13 protein-coding genes and 10 pseudogenes are annotated in these 23,408 nt (G+C 64.9%); 10 read left to right on the forward strand and 13 right to left on the reverse strand.

Features of this window, described 5'->3' with window-relative positions; genetic code table 11:
- The first annotated feature begins 55 nt into the window (after nucleotides 1–55).
- From DN051_RS42405 to DN051_RS48040, 4 genes and pseudogenes are all read left to right on the forward strand, one after another.
- Nucleotides 56–1,138, forward strand: a complete 1,083-nt coding sequence (locus tag DN051_RS42405) for an ISAs1 family transposase (RefSeq protein ID WP_246041276.1) — start codon at nucleotides 56–58, stop codon at nucleotides 1,136–1,138.
- A 13-nt stretch (nucleotides 1,139–1,151) separates the two neighbouring features.
- Nucleotides 1,152–1,975 (forward strand): annotated as a pseudogene (locus tag DN051_RS42410) (winged helix-turn-helix domain-containing protein); the annotation flags it as partial.
- A gap of 280 nt (nucleotides 1,976–2,255) precedes the next feature.
- Nucleotides 2,256–2,612 (forward strand): annotated as a pseudogene (locus DN051_RS48035) (IS110 family transposase); the annotation flags it as partial.
- Between the two features lie 322 nt (nucleotides 2,613–2,934).
- Entirely contained in the window at nucleotides 2,935–3,171 is a 237-nt protein-coding gene (locus DN051_RS48040) for a transposase (protein WP_425471817.1), read from the forward strand.
- Between the two features lie 22 nt (nucleotides 3,172–3,193).
- Here DN051_RS48040 and DN051_RS42425 read toward each other — a convergent pair whose 3' ends face one another.
- The 4 genes and pseudogenes from DN051_RS42425 to DN051_RS42440 form a co-directional block, all read right to left on the reverse strand.
- Nucleotides 3,194–3,961, reverse strand: a complete 768-nt coding sequence (locus DN051_RS42425; RefSeq protein WP_162625188.1) for a hypothetical protein — start codon at nucleotides 3,959–3,961, stop codon at nucleotides 3,194–3,196.
- Entirely contained in the window at nucleotides 3,937–4,233 is a 297-nt protein-coding gene (locus tag DN051_RS42430) for a hypothetical protein (RefSeq protein ID WP_063797263.1), read from the reverse strand. Before DN051_RS42430 ends, DN051_RS42425 begins: the two co-directional genes overlap by 25 nt.
- Nucleotides 4,234–4,287: 54 nt before the next feature.
- A pseudogene (locus DN051_RS42435) lies at nucleotides 4,288–4,740 on the reverse strand (transposase domain-containing protein); the annotation flags it as partial.
- A 173-nt stretch (nucleotides 4,741–4,913) separates the two neighbouring features.
- Nucleotides 4,914–5,813 (reverse strand): annotated as a pseudogene (locus DN051_RS42440) (IS3 family transposase); the annotation flags it as partial.
- Nucleotides 5,814–5,902: 89 nt separating this feature from the next.
- Between DN051_RS42440 and DN051_RS48045 the strand changes: the two are divergent.
- Nucleotides 5,903–6,442: pseudogene (locus tag DN051_RS48045) on the forward strand (transposase); the annotation flags it as partial.
- 283 nt (nucleotides 6,443–6,725) lie between these two features.
- On the opposite strand, the gene ltrA reads toward DN051_RS48045, so the two are convergent.
- The 3 genes and pseudogenes from ltrA to DN051_RS42460 all read right to left on the reverse strand — a co-directional run bounded on the left by ltrA (nucleotide 6,726) and on the right by DN051_RS42460 (nucleotide 12,444).
- Nucleotides 6,726–8,477 carry a group II intron reverse transcriptase/maturase gene (ltrA, locus tag DN051_RS42450; RefSeq protein ID WP_199314792.1) on the reverse strand — a complete coding sequence of 584 codons (1,752 nt, stop codon included), beginning with the start codon at nucleotides 8,475–8,477 and terminating at the stop codon, nucleotides 6,726–6,728.
- 649 nt (nucleotides 8,478–9,126) lie between these two features.
- Nucleotides 9,127–9,887: pseudogene (locus DN051_RS47035) on the reverse strand (IS5 family transposase); the annotation flags it as partial.
- Between the two features lie 616 nt (nucleotides 9,888–10,503).
- Nucleotides 10,504–12,444: an N-acetylmuramoyl-L-alanine amidase gene (locus DN051_RS42460; RefSeq protein ID WP_112443096.1), complete on the reverse strand. Its 1,941-nt coding sequence runs from the start codon at nucleotides 12,442–12,444 to the stop codon at nucleotides 10,504–10,506.
- Between the two features lie 476 nt (nucleotides 12,445–12,920).
- Between DN051_RS42460 and DN051_RS42465 the strand changes: the two are divergent.
- The 4 genes and pseudogenes from DN051_RS42465 to DN051_RS42480 all read left to right on the forward strand — a co-directional run bounded on the left by DN051_RS42465 (nucleotide 12,921) and on the right by DN051_RS42480 (nucleotide 17,406).
- A pseudogene (locus tag DN051_RS42465) lies at nucleotides 12,921–13,719 on the forward strand (IS5 family transposase).
- 299 nt (nucleotides 13,720–14,018) lie between these two features.
- Nucleotides 14,019–14,850: pseudogene (locus tag DN051_RS42470) on the forward strand (transposase); the annotation flags it as partial.
- A gap of 46 nt (nucleotides 14,851–14,896) precedes the next feature.
- Nucleotides 14,897–15,436, forward strand: a complete 540-nt coding sequence (locus DN051_RS45585) for a hypothetical protein (RefSeq protein WP_162625152.1) — start codon at nucleotides 14,897–14,899, stop codon at nucleotides 15,434–15,436.
- A 1,067-nt stretch (nucleotides 15,437–16,503) separates the two neighbouring features.
- Nucleotides 16,504–17,406: an AfsR/SARP family transcriptional regulator gene (locus tag DN051_RS42480; protein ID WP_112443098.1), complete on the forward strand. Its 903-nt coding sequence runs from the start codon at nucleotides 16,504–16,506 to the stop codon at nucleotides 17,404–17,406.
- A gap of 8 nt (nucleotides 17,407–17,414) precedes the next feature.
- Here DN051_RS42480 and DN051_RS48050 read toward each other — a convergent pair.
- A pseudogene (locus tag DN051_RS48050) lies at nucleotides 17,415–17,725 on the reverse strand (transposase); the annotation flags it as partial.
- 17 nt (nucleotides 17,726–17,742) lie between these two features.
- A complete protein-coding gene (locus tag DN051_RS42490; RefSeq protein ID WP_246041279.1) occupies nucleotides 17,743–18,672 on the reverse strand; it encodes an IS110 family RNA-guided transposase in 930 nt (309 codons plus the stop codon).
- A gap of 226 nt (nucleotides 18,673–18,898) precedes the next feature.
- On the opposite strand from DN051_RS42490, the gene DN051_RS42495 reads away from it, so the two are divergent.
- Nucleotides 18,899–20,146, forward strand: a complete 1,248-nt coding sequence (locus tag DN051_RS42495) for an IS110 family RNA-guided transposase (protein ID WP_112443099.1) — start codon at nucleotides 18,899–18,901, stop codon at nucleotides 20,144–20,146.
- A 21-nt stretch (nucleotides 20,147–20,167) separates the two neighbouring features.
- On the opposite strand, the gene DN051_RS45590 is transcribed toward DN051_RS42495, so the two are convergent.
- The 4 genes and pseudogenes from DN051_RS45590 to DN051_RS42510 all read right to left on the reverse strand — a co-directional run bounded on the left by DN051_RS45590 (nucleotide 20,168) and on the right by DN051_RS42510 (nucleotide 23,367).
- On the reverse strand, nucleotides 20,168–20,338 hold the full coding sequence (locus DN051_RS45590) for a hypothetical protein (RefSeq protein WP_162625153.1): 171 nt from the start codon (nucleotides 20,336–20,338) through the stop codon (nucleotides 20,168–20,170).
- A 241-nt stretch (nucleotides 20,339–20,579) separates the two neighbouring features.
- Nucleotides 20,580–20,879: pseudogene (locus DN051_RS42500) on the reverse strand (IS110 family transposase); the annotation flags it as partial.
- Between the two features lie 865 nt (nucleotides 20,880–21,744).
- Nucleotides 21,745–22,833 carry a DUF6745 domain-containing protein gene (locus DN051_RS42505; protein ID WP_079001981.1) on the reverse strand — a complete coding sequence of 363 codons (1,089 nt, stop codon included), beginning with the start codon at nucleotides 22,831–22,833 and terminating at the stop codon, nucleotides 21,745–21,747.
- 204 nt (nucleotides 22,834–23,037) lie between these two features.
- Nucleotides 23,038–23,367, reverse strand: coding sequence for a hypothetical protein (locus DN051_RS42510; protein ID WP_053763494.1), 330 nt, complete (start codon nucleotides 23,365–23,367; stop codon nucleotides 23,038–23,040).
- Nucleotides 23,368–23,408 lie beyond the last annotated feature (41 nt).

The raw sequence follows: 23,408 nt of genomic DNA on the forward strand, positions 1-23,408 counted from the left end.
AAGCTCCGGTTGACGGGGTGACCTTGCCAAGTCGCCCTGCCTTTCCGGAGCTTCGATGTGCCGCCAGTCTGCCACTGTCTGTCTGACCAAACCGCCCAACGCTGCCCAGCGCGCCGCGCACGGCATCGCCGAGCGGCTGGGGGTTCTTCGCGATCCGCGGGATCGGCGCGGACGGCGCCACGCGCTGGTGGCGGTCCTGCTCACCGCCTGCTGCGCAGTACTGGCCGGGGCCTGCTCCTATCTGGCCATCGGCCAGTGGGCCCGCCATGCGCCGCAGGACACCCTGGCCCGCCTCGGCGTACGTGCCGCAGGCCCGCTAGGCGTGCGCCGCGCACCATCGGGCTCCACGATCCGCCGTATTCTGACCCTGGTGTGTCCCGGCGGGCTCGCCGACCTGCTCGGATGCGCCCCCACCGGCGCCCGGACCCTGGCCGTTGACGGAAAGTGCGCCCGCGGCTCGCGCACCGATGCCGCCCCGGCCGCCCAGCTGCTGTCCGCCGTGCTCACCGGGGGACGCACCGTCAGTCAGCTGCGGGTGCCGGACAAGACCACCGAGGTCACTGGTTTCACCCGCCTGCTGGCGCCGTTCGACCTGGCCGGCGTCGTGGTGACCGCCGACGCCCTGCACACCCTCCGCGACCACGCCAGGTGGCTGGTGGAAGAGAAGAAGGCGCACTTCGTGCTCGTGGTCAAGCGGAACCAGCCGACGCTGCACGGGCGGCGCGAGACCCGCTCGGTGCGCACCCTCACTGTCACCGACCTCGGCCTGGACTTCCCGCACGTGGCACAGGCCGCGAAGATCCACCGGCACCGCACCGACCGAAAGACCGGCAAGATCACCCGCGAGACCGTCTACACCATCACCGACCTTCCGGCACGCGCGGCATCGCCGCAGGTCATCGGCGAACTCGTCCGTTCGCAGTGGGGTATCGAGGCTGTGCACCACGTCAGAGACACCACCTTCAGCGAGGACGCCTCGAAGATCCGAACCGGGCACGAGCCGGAGAACATGGCCACGCTGCGCAGCTTCGCGATCAGCACCCTGCGCACCGCCGGGCATCGCGGCATCGTCTCCGGCCTGCGCGAGATCTCCTACACGCCCTTCACCCGCCCGCTAAACCTGATCGGCCTGCCCTGACCAGCAACGCCACATGATCACCACGACTTTGAATCAGCCCTGGCAGGGTGGTGGGCTGACGCCTCAACGGCAGGCGTTTCGCGAGCGGATCCGGCTGGAGGCCGCGGAGCGATTCGCTGACGATGCCTCCAACGCCGAGGTCGCCAAGGATTTACGGGTCAGCGTGCGCTCGATACAGCGCTGGCGCCGGGCCCGGCATGTCGCCGGCACCGAGGGGCTGCGGTCTGCTGGGCCCGTCTCCCGTACCAGACTGAGCGAGGCCCTTTTTTCCGTCCTTGAGCAGGAGCTCGCCAAGGGGCCGGTCGCGCACGGCTGGCCGTACCAGACGTGGACGCGGATCAAGACGCTGATCGGGCGCCGGTTCCACAAGAGCATGACGCTGTCGGCAATCGCATGGATGCTGCACCGGCACGGCTACAGCCACCAGGTACCGGCCCGCCGGGCGGTCGAGCGTGACGAGGCGGCCGTGGCCAGCTGGGTGAAGGAGACCTGGCCGCAGGTGGGAAGGTCCGTGGCGGCGCTCGACGCCTGGTTGTGCTTCGAAGACGAAGCCGGCTTTTCGATGACGCCGCCCACCACACGGACCTTGGCCCGGCGCGGACGCGCTCCCATCATCCGAGTCCGCGGATGTTGCAGCGCCGCTTCTCCGTCGCTGCCCTGGCCTGCTACAAACGAGGTGAACACTCACGGCTGATCTACCGGCCCAAGCAGCATCCCGATCACAAGCGCGGCGGCAGACGCAGTCTCACTTGGACCGACTACCGCGACCTGCTCGTCGCCGCCCACCACCACCTCGGCGCACCCATCGTCCTCGTGTGGGACAACTGTGAGACTCATGGGGCGCCGTCCGGGACCCTGGTCTGACCCGTGGGACAACTGGAGCCTGGCTGCCTTGTTGAGGACCTGTCGGCTTGTGTCCCGGTCGGTGCTTGCTGCCGCCGGGACCAGCGGGCGTGTCCCGATAGCGCCTTGAGGCTTCCCATCGCAGTCTTGCCCGCGCTGCTCCGGCGGGCATCGCCTTCCTGGCGGCACGGTGCAAGGAGCGAGGGTGGGCAAGATCGGAGTGGCAGTGGTTGGCGAGGTCCTGGTCACGGTGGGCATCGACACGCACGTGGACGTGCATGTTGCTGTCGCGTTGGACCAGTTCGGCCGAAAGCTGGACGTGCTCAGTATCAACACCACAGGGCACGGACATCGTCGCCTTCTGGATGGGGTACGCGCGCTGGGCACTCCGCACCGGTTCGGAGTGGAGGGCACGGGTGCCTACGGGGCCGGGCTGACCCGCTATCTGCGCCGCCAAAGCATGGATGTGGTGGAGGTCATCCGGCCGACCCGCCAGACACGGCGCCGGGCTGGTGGCAAGAACGATGCCATCGACGCCGAAGCCGCTGCCCGCGCAGTCCAGGCGGGTACCGTCATAGGCGAGGCCAAGTCCCAGGATGGCCCGATGGAGATGATCCGCACGCTGCGTCTGGCGCGCCGTTCGGCGATGAAAGCCCGCACGCAGGCCGCCAACCAGCTCCACGCAGTCGTTGTCACCGCCCCGCAGGAACTGCGCGATCGCCTGCGCAGCCTGTCTCTGTCCGACTTGGTGGCCACTGTGGCCAGGTTCCGTCCCGGCCGTGTCGACTCTCTTGAGACCGCGGCCAAACTCGCCCTCAAGAGCCTGGCGGTCCGCTATCAGCAACTCGCCTGTGAGATCTCCGAGTTGAACCAGCAGATCGACCGGCTCGCCTACCGGGCTGCCCCGGAACTCATGCAGATCAAGGGGGTCGGACACCGCCGCGGCCCTGCTTGTGGCAGCAGGCGACAACGCCAACCGGCTGCGTTCGGAAGCCTCCTTCGCCCACATGTCCGGCGTTGCCCCGATACCCGCCAGCTCGAGGAAGACCAACCGCAACCGTCTCAACCGAGGCGGCAACCGGGAAGCAAACCGAGCTCTCTACATGCTGGTGAATTTCCCCCAAGGCCGGGTAGTTAGCGTTTTCGCAGGTCACGCAAGAGGTGCCGTTTCCTGTGTGATGGCCGCGTAGCGCCCCGTGCGGACCCTCTTGATCATTCCCTTCTGGTCCAGCGGGCGAGTTGTCGGTAGGTGGCAACGAGAGTGACGTCGCCGAGGAGTTCGGCGATCTCCCTTGAGCGCCATAGCCGTTCGGGTTCTGCCTGCAGGATGGCCAGCACACGTGTCATGCGGGTGCTGGTCCTGCCGGGGCCGGCGTACTGGAGCACTGTGGTCGTGGGCAGTGCGGCCTCCGGCACCGGCAGCGGCAGAAGCGTGATCGCCGTTGAAGTAACGGCTTTGCTGGCGTCGGGGCGGCCGTCCAGTTTCCGTTCCGCGTAGCGGGAGATGGGGGACTTCACCTTGCGGGTGCTGACGCGGGCCCGCCGTGCGGGCGACAGCGCCGACAGGAGCCGTCGGCCGATCTCTCCGATGCCCCGCTCGAAGATGCCTTCCGCACCTACGAGTAGGTCACGGGCTGTTTGGAGGGCAATGGTGAAACCGCAACGGTCGGGATCGGTGCCCGGCTGGGACTCTGCCGCCTGGACCATGGTGCGGCGTAGGAGCTGGTAGAGGGTGAGCAGGGCCCACATATCCTGCTCGACGCTCGCCGGGTCGTGCGAGCGCAGGACGCGTCCGTGCAGGATGATGTGGCGCAGGGCGTAGTAGGCGCTCTCGTGTTCCCAGCGCTCGTGATAGAGGTGCACGAGGCGGTCGGCGGGGTAGCGGCGGGCGTCCAGGAGCGTGGTGGCCAGGCGGTAGGAGCCCTCGAAGGTGCTGCCGTCGGTGCAGGTGATGGTCACCTGGGCTTCGATGATGCGCACCGGGACGCCGCCGATGACCGAGAGGTAGGAGGAGTCGGCGAGAGTTTGAAGGACTGGTGGGCGGCGGCGCTGGGAATGCGGCCCAGGACCTGTGCGCCGGTGGCGTGCGCGGCGGTGAGGAAGTCGTTGCTGTCGAATCCCCGGTCCCACAGCACCAGCATCTCGGGGCTCAGGTGGTGTAACAGCCGGTTGGCGTAGGAGGTTTCGCCTTCCCGGGTGGGGCCGAAGACCGCTGCGATGACGGCCCGAGTGCCGGTCTCGACCAGTGTCATCAGCTAGACCTGGGGATACCCGCCGTGCGGGCACCGCCCCAACCAGCCCGGGTTGCGTTCGCTGTCCGGCACCTTGATCGAGCTGCAGCCGTCGAACGACACCGTCCGGTACGGGCCGAACCGCACCCCCGACGTGGTCGGGCGGGCCAACGGCCCGGCCAGCACCTCGAACAACGCCCGCACCGGCGTGCTGCCGAGCCTTCGGTGCAGGTCACGAAGCGCCTTCGTGCTCGGGCGGACAACCGGCATCCCCGGCAGGCCGGCCGTCAGCTTGGCCCACACGAGCCGATAGCCGACCTCGGGGAAGAGACACATCGCCAGCAGGAAGTAAACGCCGACTCGGGAGGGAAGATCCCGCAGCCGGCGCTGCACGGTCCGCGTCTCCGACAAGACCGCATCGACCAGCTCGAACGGCATGATCGGCGTCAGCTCTCCCAGATGGCCCGGCGCGAACCGACCCGCGGCCACTATGACCGTGCGGGTGATGGTCGCCAGCGGTGGTGGCAGGACACAATGCTCGGGCAACGGAGCTCCTTCGGGAACAAGCTGTCTTGGACGACTGCCTGTACCAACGAGCTCCGTTGCTGCATGTCAGGACTTTCTCAACTCCCTCGCATGACCTGTGAAAACGCTAACTACCCGGCCTTGGAATTTCCCCCTTGAGCGTGGACAGTGGGTGGTTACGCTGCGGGGGCGAGGTCTTGTGCCGTCAGTACCCTGGTTTCGACGGGCGTGACGTACCCGTAGACGGGATGCTTGCGCAGGCGGGTGCGGTTGTAGTCGACCTCTACAAAAAGGAAGATGTCGGCATGGGCGGCCTCGCGGGACTCCCAGACCGTGGTCCCGATCTCCGCTTTCAGCAATCCGAAAAAGGTTTCGACGGCCGCGTTATCGTAACACGAGCCCGTTCTGCCCATGCTCTGCCGCAACCCCAACTCCGTTATCAGCCTGCGGTATTCGTGTGACGCGTACTCCGATCCGCGGTCCGAGTGCGCGATGCACCCTTTCTGCAGGCCGCCGCGGCCTGCGGCCATCTTCAGCGCATCGACGACCAGCTCGGCGCGGTGGTGATCGGCCATCGCGTATCCGACCATCTCGCGTGTGGCCAGGTCGATGACCGTGGCGAGATACCACCAGCCGGCCAGCGTGGGCAGGTAGGTGATGTCCGAGACCAGCCTGGTGCCCGGCTCGGCGGCGGTGAAGTCGCGTCCTACCAGGTCCGGCGACGGGGCCGCCTTCCTGTCCAGCCGGGTCAGGCCGCGGCGCTTGCGGCGCGTGATCCCGCGGATGTCGCGCTCGCGCATCAGTCGCTCGACCCTCTTCCGGTTGATCCGCCGCCCCTTCCTGCGTAGCGCCGCCGTGATCCTGGGGGCACCGTATGCGCGGCGGGACGCCGTGTGGATCTGCCGGATCTCGGCAACCAGCTCGCCCTCCCGAAGGGCGCGTTCCTCGGCCGCCGGCCGGGCGGCGAGGTGCGCGCAGTAGCCCGAACGGGACACCCCGAGCACCCTGCACATCAAGGTGACACCGTGACCACCGGGGTTGTTCTCGGTGGCCTTCTCCGCATCGATGAACGCGTAGCGCGCGGCTACTTCGTCGACTCCTTTGCGAAGAAGGCTGCCCTAGATTCAACCTGTCAGAGCAACAGTGCTGGTTGAGGGCGGTATGCGTGGCGAGACTGGGTCGGCCGGGGATGTCGGACGAGATGAAGGCAGACTTGTGGCGACGGTGGAGGGCCGGGGAGTCAATCAGCGTCATCTTCAGGCAGATCGGCAAGCCGCCGGGCTCGGTGTTCACCGTCCTCAAGCACCACGGAGGGGTCGCTCCCGATTTCCGCAAGACGCGGGCCGGAAACCTGACCAAGGACGAGCGGGAGGAGATCTCGCGCCGGCTCTGTGCCGGTGGAGTCCTACCGGACGATCGCCGGCCTCCTGGAACGCGCGGTGTCGACGATCAGCCGTGAAGTCATCAACAACGGCGGACGCGACGTTTACCGGGCAATCGCTGCACAGGAGCGCGCACTTGATCGCGCTCGACGCCCGAAGCAGTGCCTCCTCGCCCGCAGACCGCGCTGAGGCAGACGGTGGTGAGGCTACTGGAAGAGGAGTGGTCGCCCGAGCAGATCGTCGGCCACCTGCGTCGGCATCACGGTGACGACCCCGTCATGCGAATCAGCCACGAGACGATCTACCGATCGGTCTACACCACCAGCTCCTATCGCGGCGGCATCCACCCATGCGCCCAGGGCGGCGGCAACGTTGAGGGATGCCGCAAGCCTAGGAGTTGTCTTCAAATGTCACGCCCACATCAGGAGTGAGGCGAGGGTGACGGCTGCCTGGTAGGCCTCGGCGGTCTTGTCGTAGCGGGTCGCGATGCTGCGCCACTGGTCGGGTAGCCGGGTCACGTCGCCGTGACCCGGCCCCCTCAGAACCGGACGTGCCTGTTTCCAAGCATCACGGCTCAAGCAAGCCCGAAGGCTTCACAGGTTCTGCTCATTTCCGGTCGCTGTCGCCTGCGTGATGCTGGCGATGGCATTCCGAGTGGACGAGCCGAAGATTCTTGCTCTCATCAGAGCCGCCATGCCGCCGGTAGGTGAAGTGGTGTTTATGCAACCGCTTCTTCACCGCGTCGAACCAGTCAATCCACTCGCGTGGGCTGTCAGGCTCATATTCCGCGCCGGCGATGAGCGCTTGACCGCACAGTGGGCAGACGCCCTTCTGGCGGGCTGCCAGAGTAAGGCTGATCTTGTCCATCGGTGGTGGTGTGCGCGTCTGACGGCGTTGGCTCCAGTAGTCGAGGAGTGCGGGATCGTCAGGTGACGACTTACCCCTGACCAACTGATGCCGCCTGATGTTGGTCCAGGCGAACTTGGGAAGGTGTGCGCCCGTGGCACGGTCACCGAATACCCAGTTGTTCATCTTGGATCGGTTGAGCCTGCCGAAGTACTTGTTCACAATCCAACGCTTCGACTTCTTCGGGTGGGTGCGCTTGGCCCACTTGTAGGTGAGCGTCCACACATAGCTGTCCAGCGCCGAGAACGTCCGGCTGGACACCACTGTCCGGTAATACGCGGACCAGCCCCTGACGATAGGGGACAGACGGCGTAGTACGACTGTGATGCTCTGCCCTAAGAGGGCTTGCATCTCGGATCTCAGTCGCTTCCGGACTCTCTTGACCGCGTCCCTGCTGGGCGTGATGATCAGGCTGTCGCCATGGCGGCGGATGTTGAACCCGAGGAAATCGAACCCGTCCGACAGGTGGAGGATTCGCGTCTTCTCTTCATTGAAGCGAAGTCCTCGGGGTTGCAGCCATTCCGCCAGGCGTGACCTGACGGTCTCCGCCTCCTCCTTGCTCGTGCAGAACACGGCGAAGTCATCGGCGTATCGCACCAGGATCGGAGTTCCTTTCGCAGCCCACATGACCTTTCCTTTGCGGGTGGCGAAGCGGACTCCTGCGGCCTCCTCCATCCCGTGCAGAGCGATGTTGAGCAACAAAGGGCTGATCACGCCGCCTTGAGGGGTTCCCTCCTCGGTCCGGGTGAAGCGTCCGTCATCGACCACACCAGCCTTCAGCCACTGCCGGACTAATTCCCTGGCTGGGAATTGCCCAACGGCTTCGAGCAGGTGGTAATGGTCGATGCGGTCGAACGCGGCAGCCAGGTCGGCGTCCAGTACCCACTGGCGCTTGGCCGCCTTGCCCTTCGCGGTGCTGAAGATCGCCTGGATGGCGTCGTGGCAGCCGCGGCCCGGCCGGAATCCGTAAGAGCGTGATTCAAACCGAGCTTCCCACTCAGGCTCCAACGCGTTCTTCACACGTGCTTGGATGGCCCTGTCACGCATGACGGGGATTCCGAGTGGTCGTTGCTTTCCGTTGCTCTTTGGGATGTAGACCCGCTTGACGGGCTTGGCCCGCCAGGGTTGTGTTTGGCCGTCAATTTCAACTGCCATCCGTGCTCTCGCCTTGGGAGTGAGAGCGCGTTCCCTGTCGATCCCTGCCGTCTTGCGGCCTCTGCTCTGCTGTGTCACCCGCTTCACGCTCACGAGCGTGTTGCTGCGGCTTCTCAGCATGAGCTTTTGCAGATTGCGGACCTTCTTGAGGTCCCCTTCCTGTGTCGCTTTGAAGATCCTCTGTCTCAGACGCCGTACGTTCTCCTCGGCTTCGGCCCAGTTGATGCTGTGCCAGTCGAGATTTCCGCCCTGGGGTCCGTTCGCTATGGAAGTCCGAACAGGATTGGGTAACTCCAACTGTAAGTTCCTCCTTCGCGTCTAACTTGTCCGCCAGGTTCCGGCTGCTTTACTCGGGATACTGCAAAGGCTCACCTGGTCCACGTGGGCACCCTTTCGGGTCGGGTCACTGGGACCCGTATCCGGCGGGTTATGACCGGAGGCGTGAAGGTTGCCTCCAACTTTCCCCTGATCTTTCGATCTACCGGCATTCGCTTCTTGGACCATCCTGTTCCCGCTGGAGAGTTGGGCCTTCCTTGCGGTTGGCTTACCGGGCTGTGGCCCGGACTCCATCGGGGTTTCCACGTTCCACACACGTAAGTTGCGACTGGGGTGGGTGCCCCCTCTATCCCGAAACCGGCGGTGTCCTCCTTCCGGTCTCAAATCTCCGGAAGTCGCCTGACGCCTCTCAGCATCGGGTTCTGTAGCTGCCGACTGCAAACCACCAGGCAGCTTCAACCTTACGAGACATCAACAGGGGTTCACGCGGTTCACCCGTCCAGTCTTTCCCTCGCCTGTTATTTCCCGGCGGCCGGGAAATTCTTGGGCTTGAACGCTCAGCTTCACACCCCGCTGTTACCGGCGACGCATGTGAGCGCGGGAACGGATACGGACACTAATCCGGGGTCAGCACATCTCTCCTTCCTTCGTGGCTTTCCCACTTAACGTGTGCGACTTCGTGTCGCACCTTGAGGCGGTTGAAGCACCGTTCAACGACGTTGCGCTGCTTGTAGAGCTGCTTGTCGAAGACCGGCGGGCGCCTGCCTCGGCTGCCGCGCCGGAGCCGGTTGCGGATCTGGTCGGCTCTCTCGGGGATGGTGTGGCTGATGCCGCGGCGTCGCAGCCAGGTCCGTATCGCGCGGGAGCTGTAGCCCTTGTCGCCCAGCACGTGGGCGGGCCGTACCCGGGGACGGCCCGGGCCCATGCGAGGCACCCGGATCGCCTCCATCACGGTGGTGAACTGGGTGCAGTCGTTGGTGTTGCCGCCCGTGAGCACGAAGGCGAGCGGGCGCCCGAAGGCATCGCAGGCCAGGTGGATCTTGCTGGTCAGACCGCCCCGGGAGCGTCCGAGTGCGGGGCCACGGAGCCCCCTTTTCGGGCTCCGGCGGCATGCTGGTGGGCGCGTACGACGGTGGAGTCGACCGACACCAGCCAGTCGATCTCCCCCGCCGCGTCCGCCCGGGCCTGGGCGGCCTGGAGCATCCGCTCGAAGGTGCCGTTCAGGGCCCACCGGCGAAAGCGGGTGTGCAGCGTGTGCCAGGGGCCGTACCGCTCAGGCACGTCCCGCCAGGCCGTGCCCGTCCGGAACTTCCACACGATCCCGTTGAGCACGGTTCGGTCGTCCAACCGCTTCCGCCCACGCAAAAACTCGGGCAGCAGCGGACGAAGGAACTCCCACTCTTCATCGGACAGTTCATGGCGACGTATCACCTGACCATGATCCACTAATCAAGATCAATTGAAGAAACGGCCTAGGAAATTTTCATGACTCGCGCTTGGGTCAGCCCTCCACTGGAACGAAGGACGATGTCGTAGATGTATGTTTCGCCTTTTCGTGGTTTCGCAATTGCTGACATCCCCGGTTGTATTACGCCGGAGACGGTTTCGTTTCGTTCGCCGGGCCCTGAGCCGCTGATGGTGACAAATTGTAGGGGCGTGTGGCCAGTGTTTTTGAGTTTCACTACATTGGTCAGGGAGCACGGGGCGCTATGCATGTCGGTTGGGCACCGATAGCGCACGTCGCCGAAGCTGGTCAAGCCGCAAGAAACCTCGGTGGGGGAGGGGAAGTCTGTCATGCACACGGCACCGATTTGCAGGCTGATATCCGAGGGTGCCTCCGTGTCGCGGCTGACGGCTATGACGAGCATGATGACTGTCGCAGCGCATGCCAAGAGTCCCGCAAGGGGAGTTGATCTGAATGCTGGGCGGCGCACTTTTGACTCCCGAGGGTCAACGGGTGGAACGCCCCAATCCTGGGGGCGGTGTCTGGCGGCCAGGCGTCGCCAGACACCGATAAGCGATGTGTTGCGGATGTTGGCAATATTGATCAGGGATTGGTCGGGTGAGTGGTCTTGACGTCGTTGGCGTAGACCAGCGCAGTGCGGTGGTTGTACTGGATCGTGTACATGGACTTGCTACCAATGACCACGGTGCCACTGGACTTGAAATAGTCGTCCGTGGGTGCTGCAGGTACGTCTGCAACATACGCCTGACCAACAGGTATCGTGTACATGCTAAGTGGAGCCTGGGTTGAAGGCGAAAGGCCAGCCGGGTACTCAGCGGCGTCAGGGTAGCTAGATCCGTAGACCTTGACGGGCGAGGGACTGACGTCCTGACTGGCGCTGACGATAATTATCCGGCCCCGGGTGGGTACGGTATTGACGCCGTCGGGATTATGGAACCAAACCTTGCTGCCGCTGTACCAGATCGCAGTCCAGTCACCCTTCTTGCCCGCAACAACAAACTTCTGGCCGGATTGAACCGTATTACCCCAGTCATTGATGCGGTCGGTGCCGACACCATCGGAGTGGATGGCTTGGTCCCCAAAGAGCGGCGCGGTGCTGCTGGGCGCGGTCCGTACGAAAAGGAAGTTGGAAGCCTGTGTTCTGTCGGCGCACGCGGTAGTCGCGCCGGTGGGATCGTGGGAGGGGCAGAGTTCGACGGTCTGCTGATTGTTTTCGAAGCCTGGAGCGATGGTGACCACGCTGCCGACACCGCCGACACCGTGCTCACCCGTGATCGGGGCCCCGATCATGGTCATAAAACGCTCCCAGTCCCACGACGGCCCCGGGTCCCAGTGCATGCCGGACACGGTCGCAGAGGTCGGGCCTGCAAAGTTGTCGTGTCCGAGAATGTGCTGCCGGTCCAGCGGAATATCGAGCCGTTCTGCCAGGTACTTCACCAATTCGGCATTAGTCTCGTACTGCGCCTGCGTGTACCAAGTCGCTCCGTGGGCCGCGTAACCCTCGTTCTCGATGCCGACGGAGTGCATGTTCGTTGAGTAGTTGCCCGCGTGGAAGGCCAGGTCCTTCGTGGGCACCATCTGCGTGACCGCGCCGTCCGACGACCGCACAACGTAGTGCGCCGAACCACCGCCAGGTGTCTGGAAGGTATTGATAGCCGACTCGTAGGACGACTCGGTGTCATGGATGATGATCGAGTCGAGCCGGATTCCGTTCGCCGGGCGGTTCGAAACCTGCCCGTTCGACGCGGCGGCAGGCACGAACGTGCAGTCCATTGTGGTCGGGCACTCAGTCTCAACCACCTTCGTCTGCGCGAGACCCAACCGGGACAACTGCTCGGTGGCCGGCTCGACTCGCATGTTCTGGGGGAGCGTCATCCTCTGCCCCTCCACGGTGGTACGGGTGGCACCCTTCTGCAAGGTACGAAAGACCCTGTCGGCGAACATCTGCGCGCCCTGACTCCGGTCGGCTTGGCTGTACCGTGCCACCGCCCCGTACCACTGCCCCGGATCGGCAGAGGTCGCGCCGCTGACCTCCCGCTGGTACGAGGCCAGCAGGGCCGCACCACCACGGATATTGGCCGCAGGGCTATTACGCAACCGTTCCTGAGGCAGCCCCGTCAAATCAGCCGCCTCCTTCAACGTATGCAGCGCGGGGTCGGCGGCTACTTCGGCGACGTCTGCTCGTCCAGCCATGCCTGCGTCGCCCCTGGTCAGCATCGTGGGGGTCACGTCCGTGAGGTGCATCGGACCGTAGCCGCCTCCGTGGCTGTACTCGCCGGGACGTGCATCCCATGCCGACTCCTGGTGCGCAACCGCCAGAAGCAGTGCCTCAGGTACGTCGAACTCCTCAGCTGCAGAGGCAAATGCATGCTGCAGCGCCAACGTCTCAGAAGGGCCTGACCCTGAAGCTTGAGCTATCACTGGGGCGGTAAAAGCCCCCGCCAGCGCAAGACCTACTGCGGCCAGCACCGCGGGCTGCCATCGTGTGGCACGCCTCCGCTGTACCGCTCCTTGTTGTGTCATCGAACAACCCCGAGTCTGCATGAATGGACCGCCTGGTAATGCAGCGGTGCGAAAGGGTGCTACCGGCCTCCAGACGGCCTGCGGGAACAACCCGGCAGAGAACCATGCCGTTTCGGCGACTGACTCAACTCATTCGAGCGTGAGTTGTTGCCCGTGCAGATAGCGGCAAGCAAGCTACCGCGTGATCCGGACAGAGATCAAGCACAGAGATGGATCAATGAAGCACCGGGCCCTTGCACAATGGCACGCAAATTCAAGTTCGCTGAGAGGCTCAAACGGCCCCTGCGCCACGGACTGCAGACCCTAACTGCACTAAACCGGCCGCGGAACGAGGATCAGCCCGCGGCCAAAAAATCGACTCTCAACGCCAACTGCGGCGCGACTCAAGGTAATGGAACATCCTCAGCGAACCCGGCCAGGAGTAGCAACTAAGAAGTCATCTCATTTGGCTGGGTAAGCTGCACGGCGTGGCGAGGATCGTTGAGCGGCTGGTGCCGAACGAGTTGTGGGAGCTGTTCCAGCGAGTGGTGCCGGAGGCGCCGTCGCGGCCCCAGGGGGGTGGTCGGCGTCGGCATGGCGACCGCGAAGTGCTGGCCGCAATCGTTTTCGTAGCGACCTCAGGCTGCACGTGGCAGCAGTTGCCGAGCGCGTCGTTCGGGCCGTCCGGCGTGACGGCTCACCGCCGCTTCACCGAGTGGACGAAGGCCCGAGTGTGGGCCAGACTACACCGCCTGGTCCTCGACGAACTCGGAGCCCGCGGCGAGCTCGACTGGTCCCGGTGCGCCATCGACTCGGTCAACATGCGGGCCCTGAAAGGGGGGAGCTGACAGGCCCGAATCCTGTAGGCCGGGGCAAGAACGGGTCAAAGATCCACTTGATCACGGAGCGGACCGGTCTGCCCCTGTCCATCGGTATCTCGGGCGCCAACACCCACGACAGCCAGGCCCTGATCCCATTGGTCAAGGGCATACCTCTGATCCGCTCCCGCCGGGGACGCCGGCGGCGCAGGCCCCACAAATTTCACGCCGACAAGGGCTATGACTACAACCACCTGCGGCGATGGTCATCCGGCCGAGGCATCAAGCACGCATTGCCCGCAAGGGCATCGAGACTTCGCAACGACTCGGTCGGCACCGCTGGACCATCGAACGCACCATGGCGTGGCTTGCCGGATGCCGACGTCTTCACCGCCGCCACGAACGCAAGGCCGACCACTTCCTGGCTTTCACCAGCATCGCCTGCACCCTGATCTGCTACCGCCAACTCGCCAAATGAGATGACTTCTAAAGGGTCGTTTCCTCTCATTATATTATCCCGTGATGCGACCTTGATTCGGTTATGTTGGATCGCACGAAGAGATGCTGGTCTCGTCGGTGCGGCGGGCCCTCAGGGGCAGGTCAGATCATGGCTTCTGAGCGCCTCCTGGCTGTGACGCTCAGTGAGAGTCCAGCGGATGCACCGCGTCGAGCCTCGTGCTTTCACGTGTAGGGCGTCTGGTACGCGAAGAGTGCTCCTGACCAGCAACGATGGAGCTTGTCTAGGCTAGGTCGTCGCAGCAAAGAAGCACTTTCCAGGTGAAGTGGCGTATCGGGTTCTACCCACGTATTCACACCGATGGCAGTGGTGGCGGGGGGCTCCGCAGGCCGGCGGGGTGCTGCTGGTGGAGACGGTCCGCAAGTCCTGTCTGGACAAGGCGGTATCGGTGGCGTTGGAGCCGTGGCGCAAGCCGCGGACGATGCATGATCCGGGCAAGATCCTGCTCAATGTGGCGCTCGCCCTCGCGCCGGGCGGGGTCTGCCTTGCAGACGACGTCACGCTGCGGGTCGAGCCGGCGGTGTTCGAGTCGGTGGCCTCTGACCCGACGGTGTCCCGGCTGATCGACACGCTGGCAGCGGGCTGGATGCGTCTGCTGACCGCATTGCGCCAGGCCGGCACTCAAGCCCGCGCACATGTATGGACGTTGGCCGGTAACGCTGCGCCGGACGCAGCCGGGCAGGTGGTCGTGGACCTGGACGAAGTGCTGGTGACAGCGCCTTCCGAGAAACAGGACGCGGCCGCGACCTGGAAGAAGACGTTCGGGCACCATCCGCTGATGGGGTACGTCGACCACGGTCGGGGCGGGGCCGGAGAACCAGGGGCCGGGCGTCTACGGCCCCGGAACTCGGGCAGCAACACCGTCGTCGCCTACATCGAAGCCGCCCGACTCGCGCTGGCACCGATGCCGAAGGAGTATCGCCGCGGACGGCAGACACTGATCCGCACCGACTGGGGCGGGGCACCCACGCGTTCGTCGACTGGCTTTCCGCTCGTGGTCGGCGGCTGTCCTACTCGGTTGGTATGACCGTCACCGATGCCATCCACCACGCGCTCCTTCAGGAGTTGGCGGCCCAGCTTGTCCAGGCAATACACATGGCTGACAGAGTCCTGACAATTATGCGCCACACTCCGCGTCATGAGGAACGTCACGCGACCTGGCCGGTCGGACCGGCTCCGCGTCAAAGTGCTTGCTCTGAGTGCTGCTGTGCTGATCGGTGGCGGTGTCCTTCCGGCCTGCTCGTCCGGTACTGACGCCGCGGACAAGCCGCGTGTCGACACTTTGTCCACGCTGTCTCCTGGCGCTGAGGCGACGAAGGGCGAGGGTGACAAGGATCCGTCGGCCGACTCCGCCGTGGAGGCCAAGCGCCCGCAGTTGCGGCTCGATACCTCCGACGAGGAACGCGCGCGGTTGGGCGACGCCTACAACGCGTGTCTCGAGGCTCAGGGGGTGCCCATGGCGACGGAGCGCGCGGCCTCCGCCGGCGCAAAGCAGGCTTCCCCCGTACAGCGGCTCGGCCCCGAGTACGACGACGAGTTCGATGCCTGCCTGGTCAAGCTGCCGCTGCAGCCCCCCGAGACGGCCCCCGACACCAACCCACAGTACGTGTGCGTAGGTGTCGGGTGCACCGGGGGGCGTGTTCTCAGCTCGGTCTCCGCGACGGCCTTGGCCAGCTGATAGACGTTTCCAATAACCGTCACAGCTGTCGCAGGTGAGATGACAGTCAGTTTCATGGTTCGAAAAACATCTGACCGAACGCAGCGATAGCCGCAGAGTCACAGAAATTAGATTTTCTCTGGCATGCGTATCCTACTCCATTCCCGCGGGGGTGAGTATCTTTTAGGTGGATCGACTGAGCGAGTGAAAGGAATGGGGTCGTGAAGATAGCCGAGGTAGCGACTTTTGCTTCCGCAGTGGCTTTGGCCATTGGTGGTGCGCTGATGTCGGCCGGCCCGGCGAGTGCCGCAGGAGAACAATGCACCTCCGGGAAGGTGTGTATTCGGCACAACGGTAACTGGAGCGGTCACGAGCGGCACACGTTTCGCGAAATCTGCGTGTCCGCGGTTAATGGGTCCTGCAACCACCCGCCCCCGAACGACAGTGCGTCGTCGATAGCCAACAAGACGGGTAAGATCATCAACTCTGGGAGAACACCAACTTCGGTGGGCGATATGTTGAGGTGCCGACAAGCAGCCTGCTGGACCTGACGCGGATTAGTCTCCCATCTACCACAACAACGGCACGTTCGCTCACTGGGGCAACTTCAATGACATGATGTCGTGGTTCTGTTAGCAAATTGCAAGATTTGACGGTATAAGATGCGAGTGCCTCATGGCACCACACTATAACGGTCTGCAGAGTCTTACGGCAGACCGTCATAACAATTTTCTAGAAGTGCTGCGTCAATCCTCGAGGAGGTTTTCGGGCGGCAATGGGCTCAAGCAACGATCTTTGATCTTTGCTGTGACTGCTGATCAGTTCGTTCGATACCGTGGTTATGGGTGGGGGCCCTGCTGAGCACGGGCTACACAACTCCACTGGACAGCCTGGTATCGCGAGGTTGCCACGCTCTAAACAAAGCCAGAAAAAATGACACACGCAGCCTCTTAAGTCTCTTTATGACGGATTCGGCGGCTATATACAGGTTCGCCTCTGTAGCGACATCGCAGCGGCAGCGTCTGAATCCCTAACGTTTTCTATTCGAGTCCCGAAACTCGAAACCGGGCGAGTTGGGGACTTCAGACATGCTAGCCATTAGCGAGTTAGGTAAACGGATTTTGAGCACCCGCACGGCATTCCGACGCGAAACTAATCCGCACATCGACTCCGAAGATTCTGAAAAAGATGCTACGCGGTATTCCGTCCTCGGTTCACTTGTGATCAAAATAGGGGGCAATGCTCTGCCCCCAGGGCCGCCACGCCGACAGGAGCTCCTGGGCCTCCTCATCATGCGCCCGGGGCAAGTGGTTCCCGTCGACCAGTTGGTCGACGAATTGTGGGGAGAATGTTTGCCGCTGCGCCCGACGGCATCTCTGCATACGTACGTATCTAAGCTTCGCAAAACACTTGCTCTGTCTGGCAACGGTGAATATGTCACAAATGGTACTAACTTCCAGGATAGTGTGCTGCGATTCTCCCCTCGCGGATATCAACTCATGGTCGACCCAGAGAGTGTGGATTCTCACGTATTCGAGCGCAAGGCCAGCGTAGACCGCTCATTTCGAACGACGACCGATGTGGAGCGATCGTGTATGCGTCTTGAAGAGTCATTGCGCATGTGGCGGGGGGTTGCCTATTCAGGGCTTACGCGGAATCCCACTCTGGAGAGTGAGAGTGACAGGCTTGAGCTACTCCGCATAAATGCAGTAGAATCCCTCGCTGATTTTTACCTACTGGCAAGGAAGCCTGATCTGGTAGCTTCTCATTTGACAAGCGAGGTCCAAAAGTACCCGTTTAGAGAGCATCTGGTGGGATGCTTCATGAGCGCACTTTATCATCTTGGCCGTCAGGCTGAAGCGCTCGATGTGTACGAACAAACCCGCCTGCAACTCCGCTCAGCATTTGGTGTGCAACCTGGTGAAGAGTTGCGAGGAATTTATCAGGCGATCCTCCAGCAAGATCTGCATTTCCGGCAAGCTAATGCGTAAGCTCGGCGTTACGTTACCCAGGTTGAAATCGCGAAGTCCGGTGGTCTGATCGTGTCGTCGTCCATGGTCAGACCGGTGGGTGGCAGACAGCCGTCGACCAGGTGGGGCCGGTACTGGATCTTCTTCAGCTTCCGCTTGATCACGCGGGTGAGGTGCGTGAGGTCGGCGGCGGCGAAGTCGGCCAAGTGCCGCTTGAGGAGCGACCAGATCCCCTCGGCCGAGTTCAGCTCCGGAGCATAGGGGGCAGCTGGAAGATCTGTAACCAGTCCTTGTGCTCCTCGGCGAAGTCGGCCAGCTCCTTGACCAGGTGCACGTTCAGGATGCCCCTATGTTGCGTCAAGTACCAGAAGACGCAGCGACGGTGGTTGCTGCCGGGTTGATCTGCCGGCAGATCTCTCGGGCGACGTAGCGCTTGAGGCAGCCGATGATCTCGCGTTTCGACATATCCTGCTTCGTCTGCCGCGCAACGTAGACACCGGTTCGCGCATCACGGCGGATGCGTGTCACGACGATCCGGTAGAGGGCCGCGTTGGCCTGGCGGTTGCCCCCGCGGTTCAGCCGTCGGCGCCGGGTCTTTCCGGAGGACTGCTCGACCGGGCTGACACTGCACAGAGCCGCGAAGGATGCCTCGCTGGCCAGCCGCTCAGGGTTGTCGCCGGCAGCGATCAGCAGAACCGCGGCGCTGTCGGGTCCAATGCCGACGATGTCCAGGAGCTGCGAGTGGCAGGCACGCACGGCCTGGTTGATCCGGCGGGTGAGTTCCTTCACCTCAGCGGTCAGGTGCTGGATGCGGCGGGCCAGCAGACGGAGCGTGAAGACGGCCGCGCTCCCGCCGCTGGGAAGCTCGGCGCATTGGGCGAACAGCGCCGCGTTGCTGAGGCGGGACAAGGATTCGCGCAGCTCGGGGTCAATGCCGAGGAGTACGGCCTTGAGCTGGTTCTTCGCCTGTGTGCGAGCCTTGACGGCCGACTCTTTCGCCAGTCTCAGTACGCGCATGTCAGCAGCCGGGCCTTCACCCGTCTTGGGCGTGACGTCGGCGCGGCCTGACAGCACCGCGCGGGCGGCGGCTTCGGCATCGACGGCGTCGGTCTTGCCGCGCTTGCGGCGTGTGGCGCGGTCGGGCTGGTTGATCTCAACGACCTGGACGTTCTCCCGGCTCAGGAACCGTGCCAGGGCTGCCCCATAGGAACCGGTGCACTCCACTCCCGCGCGATGCAGGACGCCGAAGGACCGGGCCCAGGATAGGAGTTGGCGGTAGCCAGTCATCCCGCGGCCTGTCGGCCGCACCCCGGGGCCGGGAAAATGGGGCGGGGTGCCCGTCCGGAGGACGTCGTTGCTGCTTGGTGCGAGTGAGCCCGATAGCCAGTCGGACGCGGGGGCCGTATACAGGAATCCAATGTTGTTGCCATGAGCACGCAAGAGAGCGTCTTTGAATCCTGTGGCCCCGGAAGGACGGGTACCCGTCGCGATTCGACTGGGAGGGGCAGGGTTCGTGGACGTGGTGGAAGAGCGATGCGCGGGCATCGACTCGAGCAAGACGGACGCCAAGGTGTGCATCCGGCTGCCGGGTTCGGGGAAGCGGGCCCGTCGTGAGGTGCGGACGTTTTCCACGATGAGCGACGGCCTGCTGGAACTGCGGGACTGGCTGGTGGACAACCAGATCACCCGGGTGGGCATGGAGGCGACCGCGTCCTATTGGAAGCCCCTGTTCTACCTGCTGGAGGCCACCGAGGGGGTCGAGCCGTGGCTGCTGAACGCCCAGCACATCAAGACCGTGCCGGGCCGCAAGACCGACGTGAAGGACTGCGAGTGGATCTGCCGCCTGGTCGAGTACGGCCTGGTCCGGCCCAGCTTCGTACCGCCGCGTGACATCCGGCAGCTGCGGGACCTGACCCGGTACCGCACCGAGACCACCCGCGACCGGGTCCGCGACGTCAACCGGCTCGCGATGTTCCTGGAAGACGCCGGGATCAAGCTCAGCTCGGTGGTCAGCGACATCACCGGCCGCTCCGCGCGCGCCATGCTCGACGCCCTGGTCGCGGGCGAGCGTGATCCCCACGTGCCGGCGGAGCTGGCGTTGGGCAGCCTGCAGGGCAAAGTGCCCCTGCTGACCCGGGCACTGACCGGAGCCTTCAGCGAGCACCACGCGTTCATGGTCGCCTCGATGCTCCGCGCGATCGACGAGGCCGACGCACGGATCGCCCGCCTGAGTGAGGAAATCAACCGGCAGCTGCTGCCCCTGCGTGCGCAGACCGAGCTGCTGATCACGATCCCCGGGATCAGCCTGACTCTGGCCCAGATCCTGATCGCCGAGGTCGGTGTGGACATGGGCCGCTTCGCCACCGCCGGGCACCTCGCGTCCTGGGCCGGGATGTGCCCGGGTAACAAGGAGTCGGCCGGCAAGCGACTGTCCGGCCGCACCCGCCACGGCGATACCTGGCTCAAGACCGCCCTGTTCCTGGCCGGCGCCACCGCCGCCCGAAGCAAGGGCACCTACCTCGGGGCCCAGTACCGAAGACTCGTTCCCCACCGCGGCAGCAAGCGCGCCACCGTCGCGGTCGGCCACTCCATCCTGGTCGCCGCCTGGCACATCCTGCGCGACATGGTCCCCTACCAAGACCTCGGTCCTGATCACTTCACCAACCGGCTCGGCAAGGAACGCCACACCCGCCGCCTCATCGCCCAACTCGCCGCCCTCGGCCTCGATGTCACCGTCACCCCACGCGAAGAGGCCGGTTGAGCTGCACCGATACACGCAAGCTCAGGTCATTTTCAGGAGAGCGGCAGTTGCCGGGAACTCGTGGTGGGCCAGGAACATGCCGAGCCCGGTGATCACTGCGGCGACGTGCACGTCCTTGTGGGTGTTAACGCCGAGGACCACGTCCTCCGTCGGTTGTTGTTCTGCCTGTGGGGGCAAAGTCGTCTGGGGCACGCTGGTGACGGTTACGTGGCTCCTTGGTCGGTATGTGGCTGATGGCCGACGCCGGGTCGGTGGGCGGTCAGAACTGTGATGGTGCCTTGTGCGGCAAGGCCCTATCAGGCCACAGCGCACCCGACCGGCACCGCGAAAGCGGTGTCCTCCAGCTGGCCGACGCGTCGCTAACAAGGCACGAAGCCGATCTGTCTTTGGGTCCGACCAGCCGGAGAACACCGCGACCACGATGATGCTCCCAGTCGCTCTTGCCCTCACCGTGGTAGGTGCCGGACGCGCGGCGGACGGCCAGGCCAGTGAGGTAGGCCATGGGCTGACCGTGGTTGAGCAGCAGACTGATCAGCAGAGCAGCACCGCCGTGATTGACGTCCACCGCCCACAGCACTTCCTGGTCGATGTCCAGGACGTCGCGAATCAGCTCCAGCAGGGCCGCCTTGTCATTCAGGACTCGGCGGGACAGCAGCCGTTCGCCCCGCTCGTTGATCACCACACAGTGGTGGTGCTCCTTGCCGATGTCCATCCCGGCCCAGATCTGGGGCACGGCCACCTCCGTCAGCTCGTCGTCAGTCCATCCCGCAGACGACCTCGCCGACGTAGTCCTACAGAGCGATCAAGTCGCGAATCCCAATTGGCGGTCGAGTCGTCGCGGGGCTCCGGGCGGCTATGTTCTCTGAGCCATCCGATCGGCTCCTCCATGACAGCCATACCCGGAGCCCCTGGGTCCACCGATCCTACGAATGACCAGCGGAAACCCGCGCTTGAAAGGTAGGACTCCATAATCACCATGGCTCGTGCCTGCTCGACTTCCGGGGTCGCCCTCATCAACGACACACGCCTACTGCCGGGCGTTCTCAGGCCGCAGTTCCGTGAAGAGTATGGCTGGGTGAGGTCGGGCCCGGAGGAGTTCGTAAGAGGCCCGGCCATACACAGCCCTCTTGAGAGTCAGCTTGATCGAGAGCAGCGACTTCCGTAGATCCTCCACTGAACTTCGACGATGAGTCACAGCCGAGCTCCAGACCTCCGCACCGCATGCTGAACGGTCAGTAGGCCCGGTGGCTTTCGGTCACGTTGCTGTGGCGGCCCCAGCGAGCGGGTCGGTAACGCGTACCTCGAGGTCAGGGCCCAATGGCGACAGTCGTGTTCCCATGGGAAGACGACTGTCGCCTGAGACGCTCCGAGAGGGGCTGGGACGGTTTCAAGCGGCCGACGTTTCCCCAGGTCAGCGAGAAACCGCTGGTCAGGGTGGGTGGAGAGGGCCCATTGAGGCGGGGCTCCACCGCCGGGGGCAGGGCGGCAGGTCTGCCGGAGTGCCGTCGGGGCGGCACGCCGTCAAGTCCGCGGGAGTGGGGCGCTGTCCGGCCCGCGGGAGCCGGCCGACCGCCCGGTCCGCGGGAGCCGGAGCGCCGTCAGGTCTGCCGGACCGGCATGTACTCCTGCGCGGTGACCCCGAAGGTCCACGCCACGCCCTCGCGCGCCGTCCTGGTGCCGGGCGGGACACGAAGCCAGTACGTGCGGAACGTGCCGTCCGGCTCCGCCGTGGAGTTCACGACCTCGACCATCGCCACGTCCTCGTCGCCGTCGAGGGCGATACGCCACAGCACGCCGGTCTCGTCCCGGTGCACGGGCTCGGCGCCGGAGTCGGCGAGGTAGCGGTCGTAGCCATAGAACTCCAGCATCACGCGCCGTAGTTCGGCGTTCTCCTCCGCGCGTATACGGTCCGGGGTGAGATCCGCCAGGCCGGCGAGGAAGTCCGCCGGCACGGGCATGCCCCGCCAGGCGTACAGGGCGAAGCCGTCCGGGAAGGCCAGTGCCGGACCGTCGCCCCGGTCGAGCCGGCCCGCCTCGTCCCGGTGCAGCTCCACCGGACGCTCGCAGATCACGACCGTCTCCTCGTACGGCCACCACCAGCTTGCATGCCGGGCCACCTCGGCGAGTCCGTCCAAGGCGGTACCCCGGCCCGCGAGCGCGGCCAGCCAGGCGGCGTCGTGCTGGCCGAGGACCGCGTCGAGGAGCAGCAGCCGAAGCTTCGGATCATCGCCCAACTCCTCGACGATCCCGGCCCGGATCCGGTCCGTCAGCGCTCGCGTCGGTTCCCACAGGCGGCCACCGGTCGCCGACCACAGCGCCGCGTACCCGGCGGGTCCCAACTCCTCGTGCGCACGAGCCCTTTCGGCTTCCCACGGGCCGGTACGCACCTCCTCGCGCACGCTCCGGCCGAGGTTCTCGGAGGTCTGCAACAGGGCCACCGCGGCGCACGGGGATTCCGCCCACAGCACCCGGCGGGGCTCGGCGAGCCCGGCGGCCCGGTAGGCGAGGCGGACACCCGCCTCGGCGGCGGCTCGGTCGGCCGCTCCGGTGGCGGCGGCGACCGCACGCCAGTCGTCTGTGCTGAGCGGGGTGAGCTTGGTGAGCCCGGCGGGTGCATCGGCCGCCCCTGCGGCCGCGGCTTCGGGGTCGGTGACGGAGCCGGTGAGGGCATCGGTGGGTGTGGTCATGGGGGCGTCCTCACTGTGTTTCGTACTGAGCTGTTTCGCGCGAGTTGTCTTGCTTGAGCTGTCGTTCGCCAGGGCTGCCTCGCCTGGGCTGCCTCGGTGATTCGTTACCGGCGACGGCGGACTGTGCGGCAGTGAGCGCGTGTCGCGTCTCGTACCTCACACGTCGCGTCTCCTGCCTCGTGCGTCGCGTCCCCCGGGAGAGGGTCAGTCCGCGACGACCCGGGCCACCGAACCCGGCACGTACTCACGCTGCCGGATCACCCGGAACCAGCCCTTGGGCAGCGGTATCGCGGCGTGCTCCTCGTGCACGACCCGTCCGCCCTGCGGCAGATGCAGCAGCATCGGCCCGAACTCCCCGCGCTCGCGCACCAGACGGCCGGGGCCCTGCACCGCGTGAGCGTGTCCCGTGACCTCGCCGAGCGCCAGGACCAGCCGTCCCCGGCCGTCCCGGGGCTCGCCCGCGTCCTCCAGCGCCCGAGCAGGGACCGAGTCCTCCGCGACGGGCATGATCAGCACATCCCCTTGCCTGTACACAACTCTCCCTTCCCACCGGCCCCTTCGGACCGGTCGATCAC

This window comes from Streptomyces cadmiisoli, assembly GCF_003261055.1.
GTDB classification, from domain to species: Bacteria; Actinomycetota; Actinomycetes; order Streptomycetales; family Streptomycetaceae; genus Streptomyces; species Streptomyces cadmiisoli.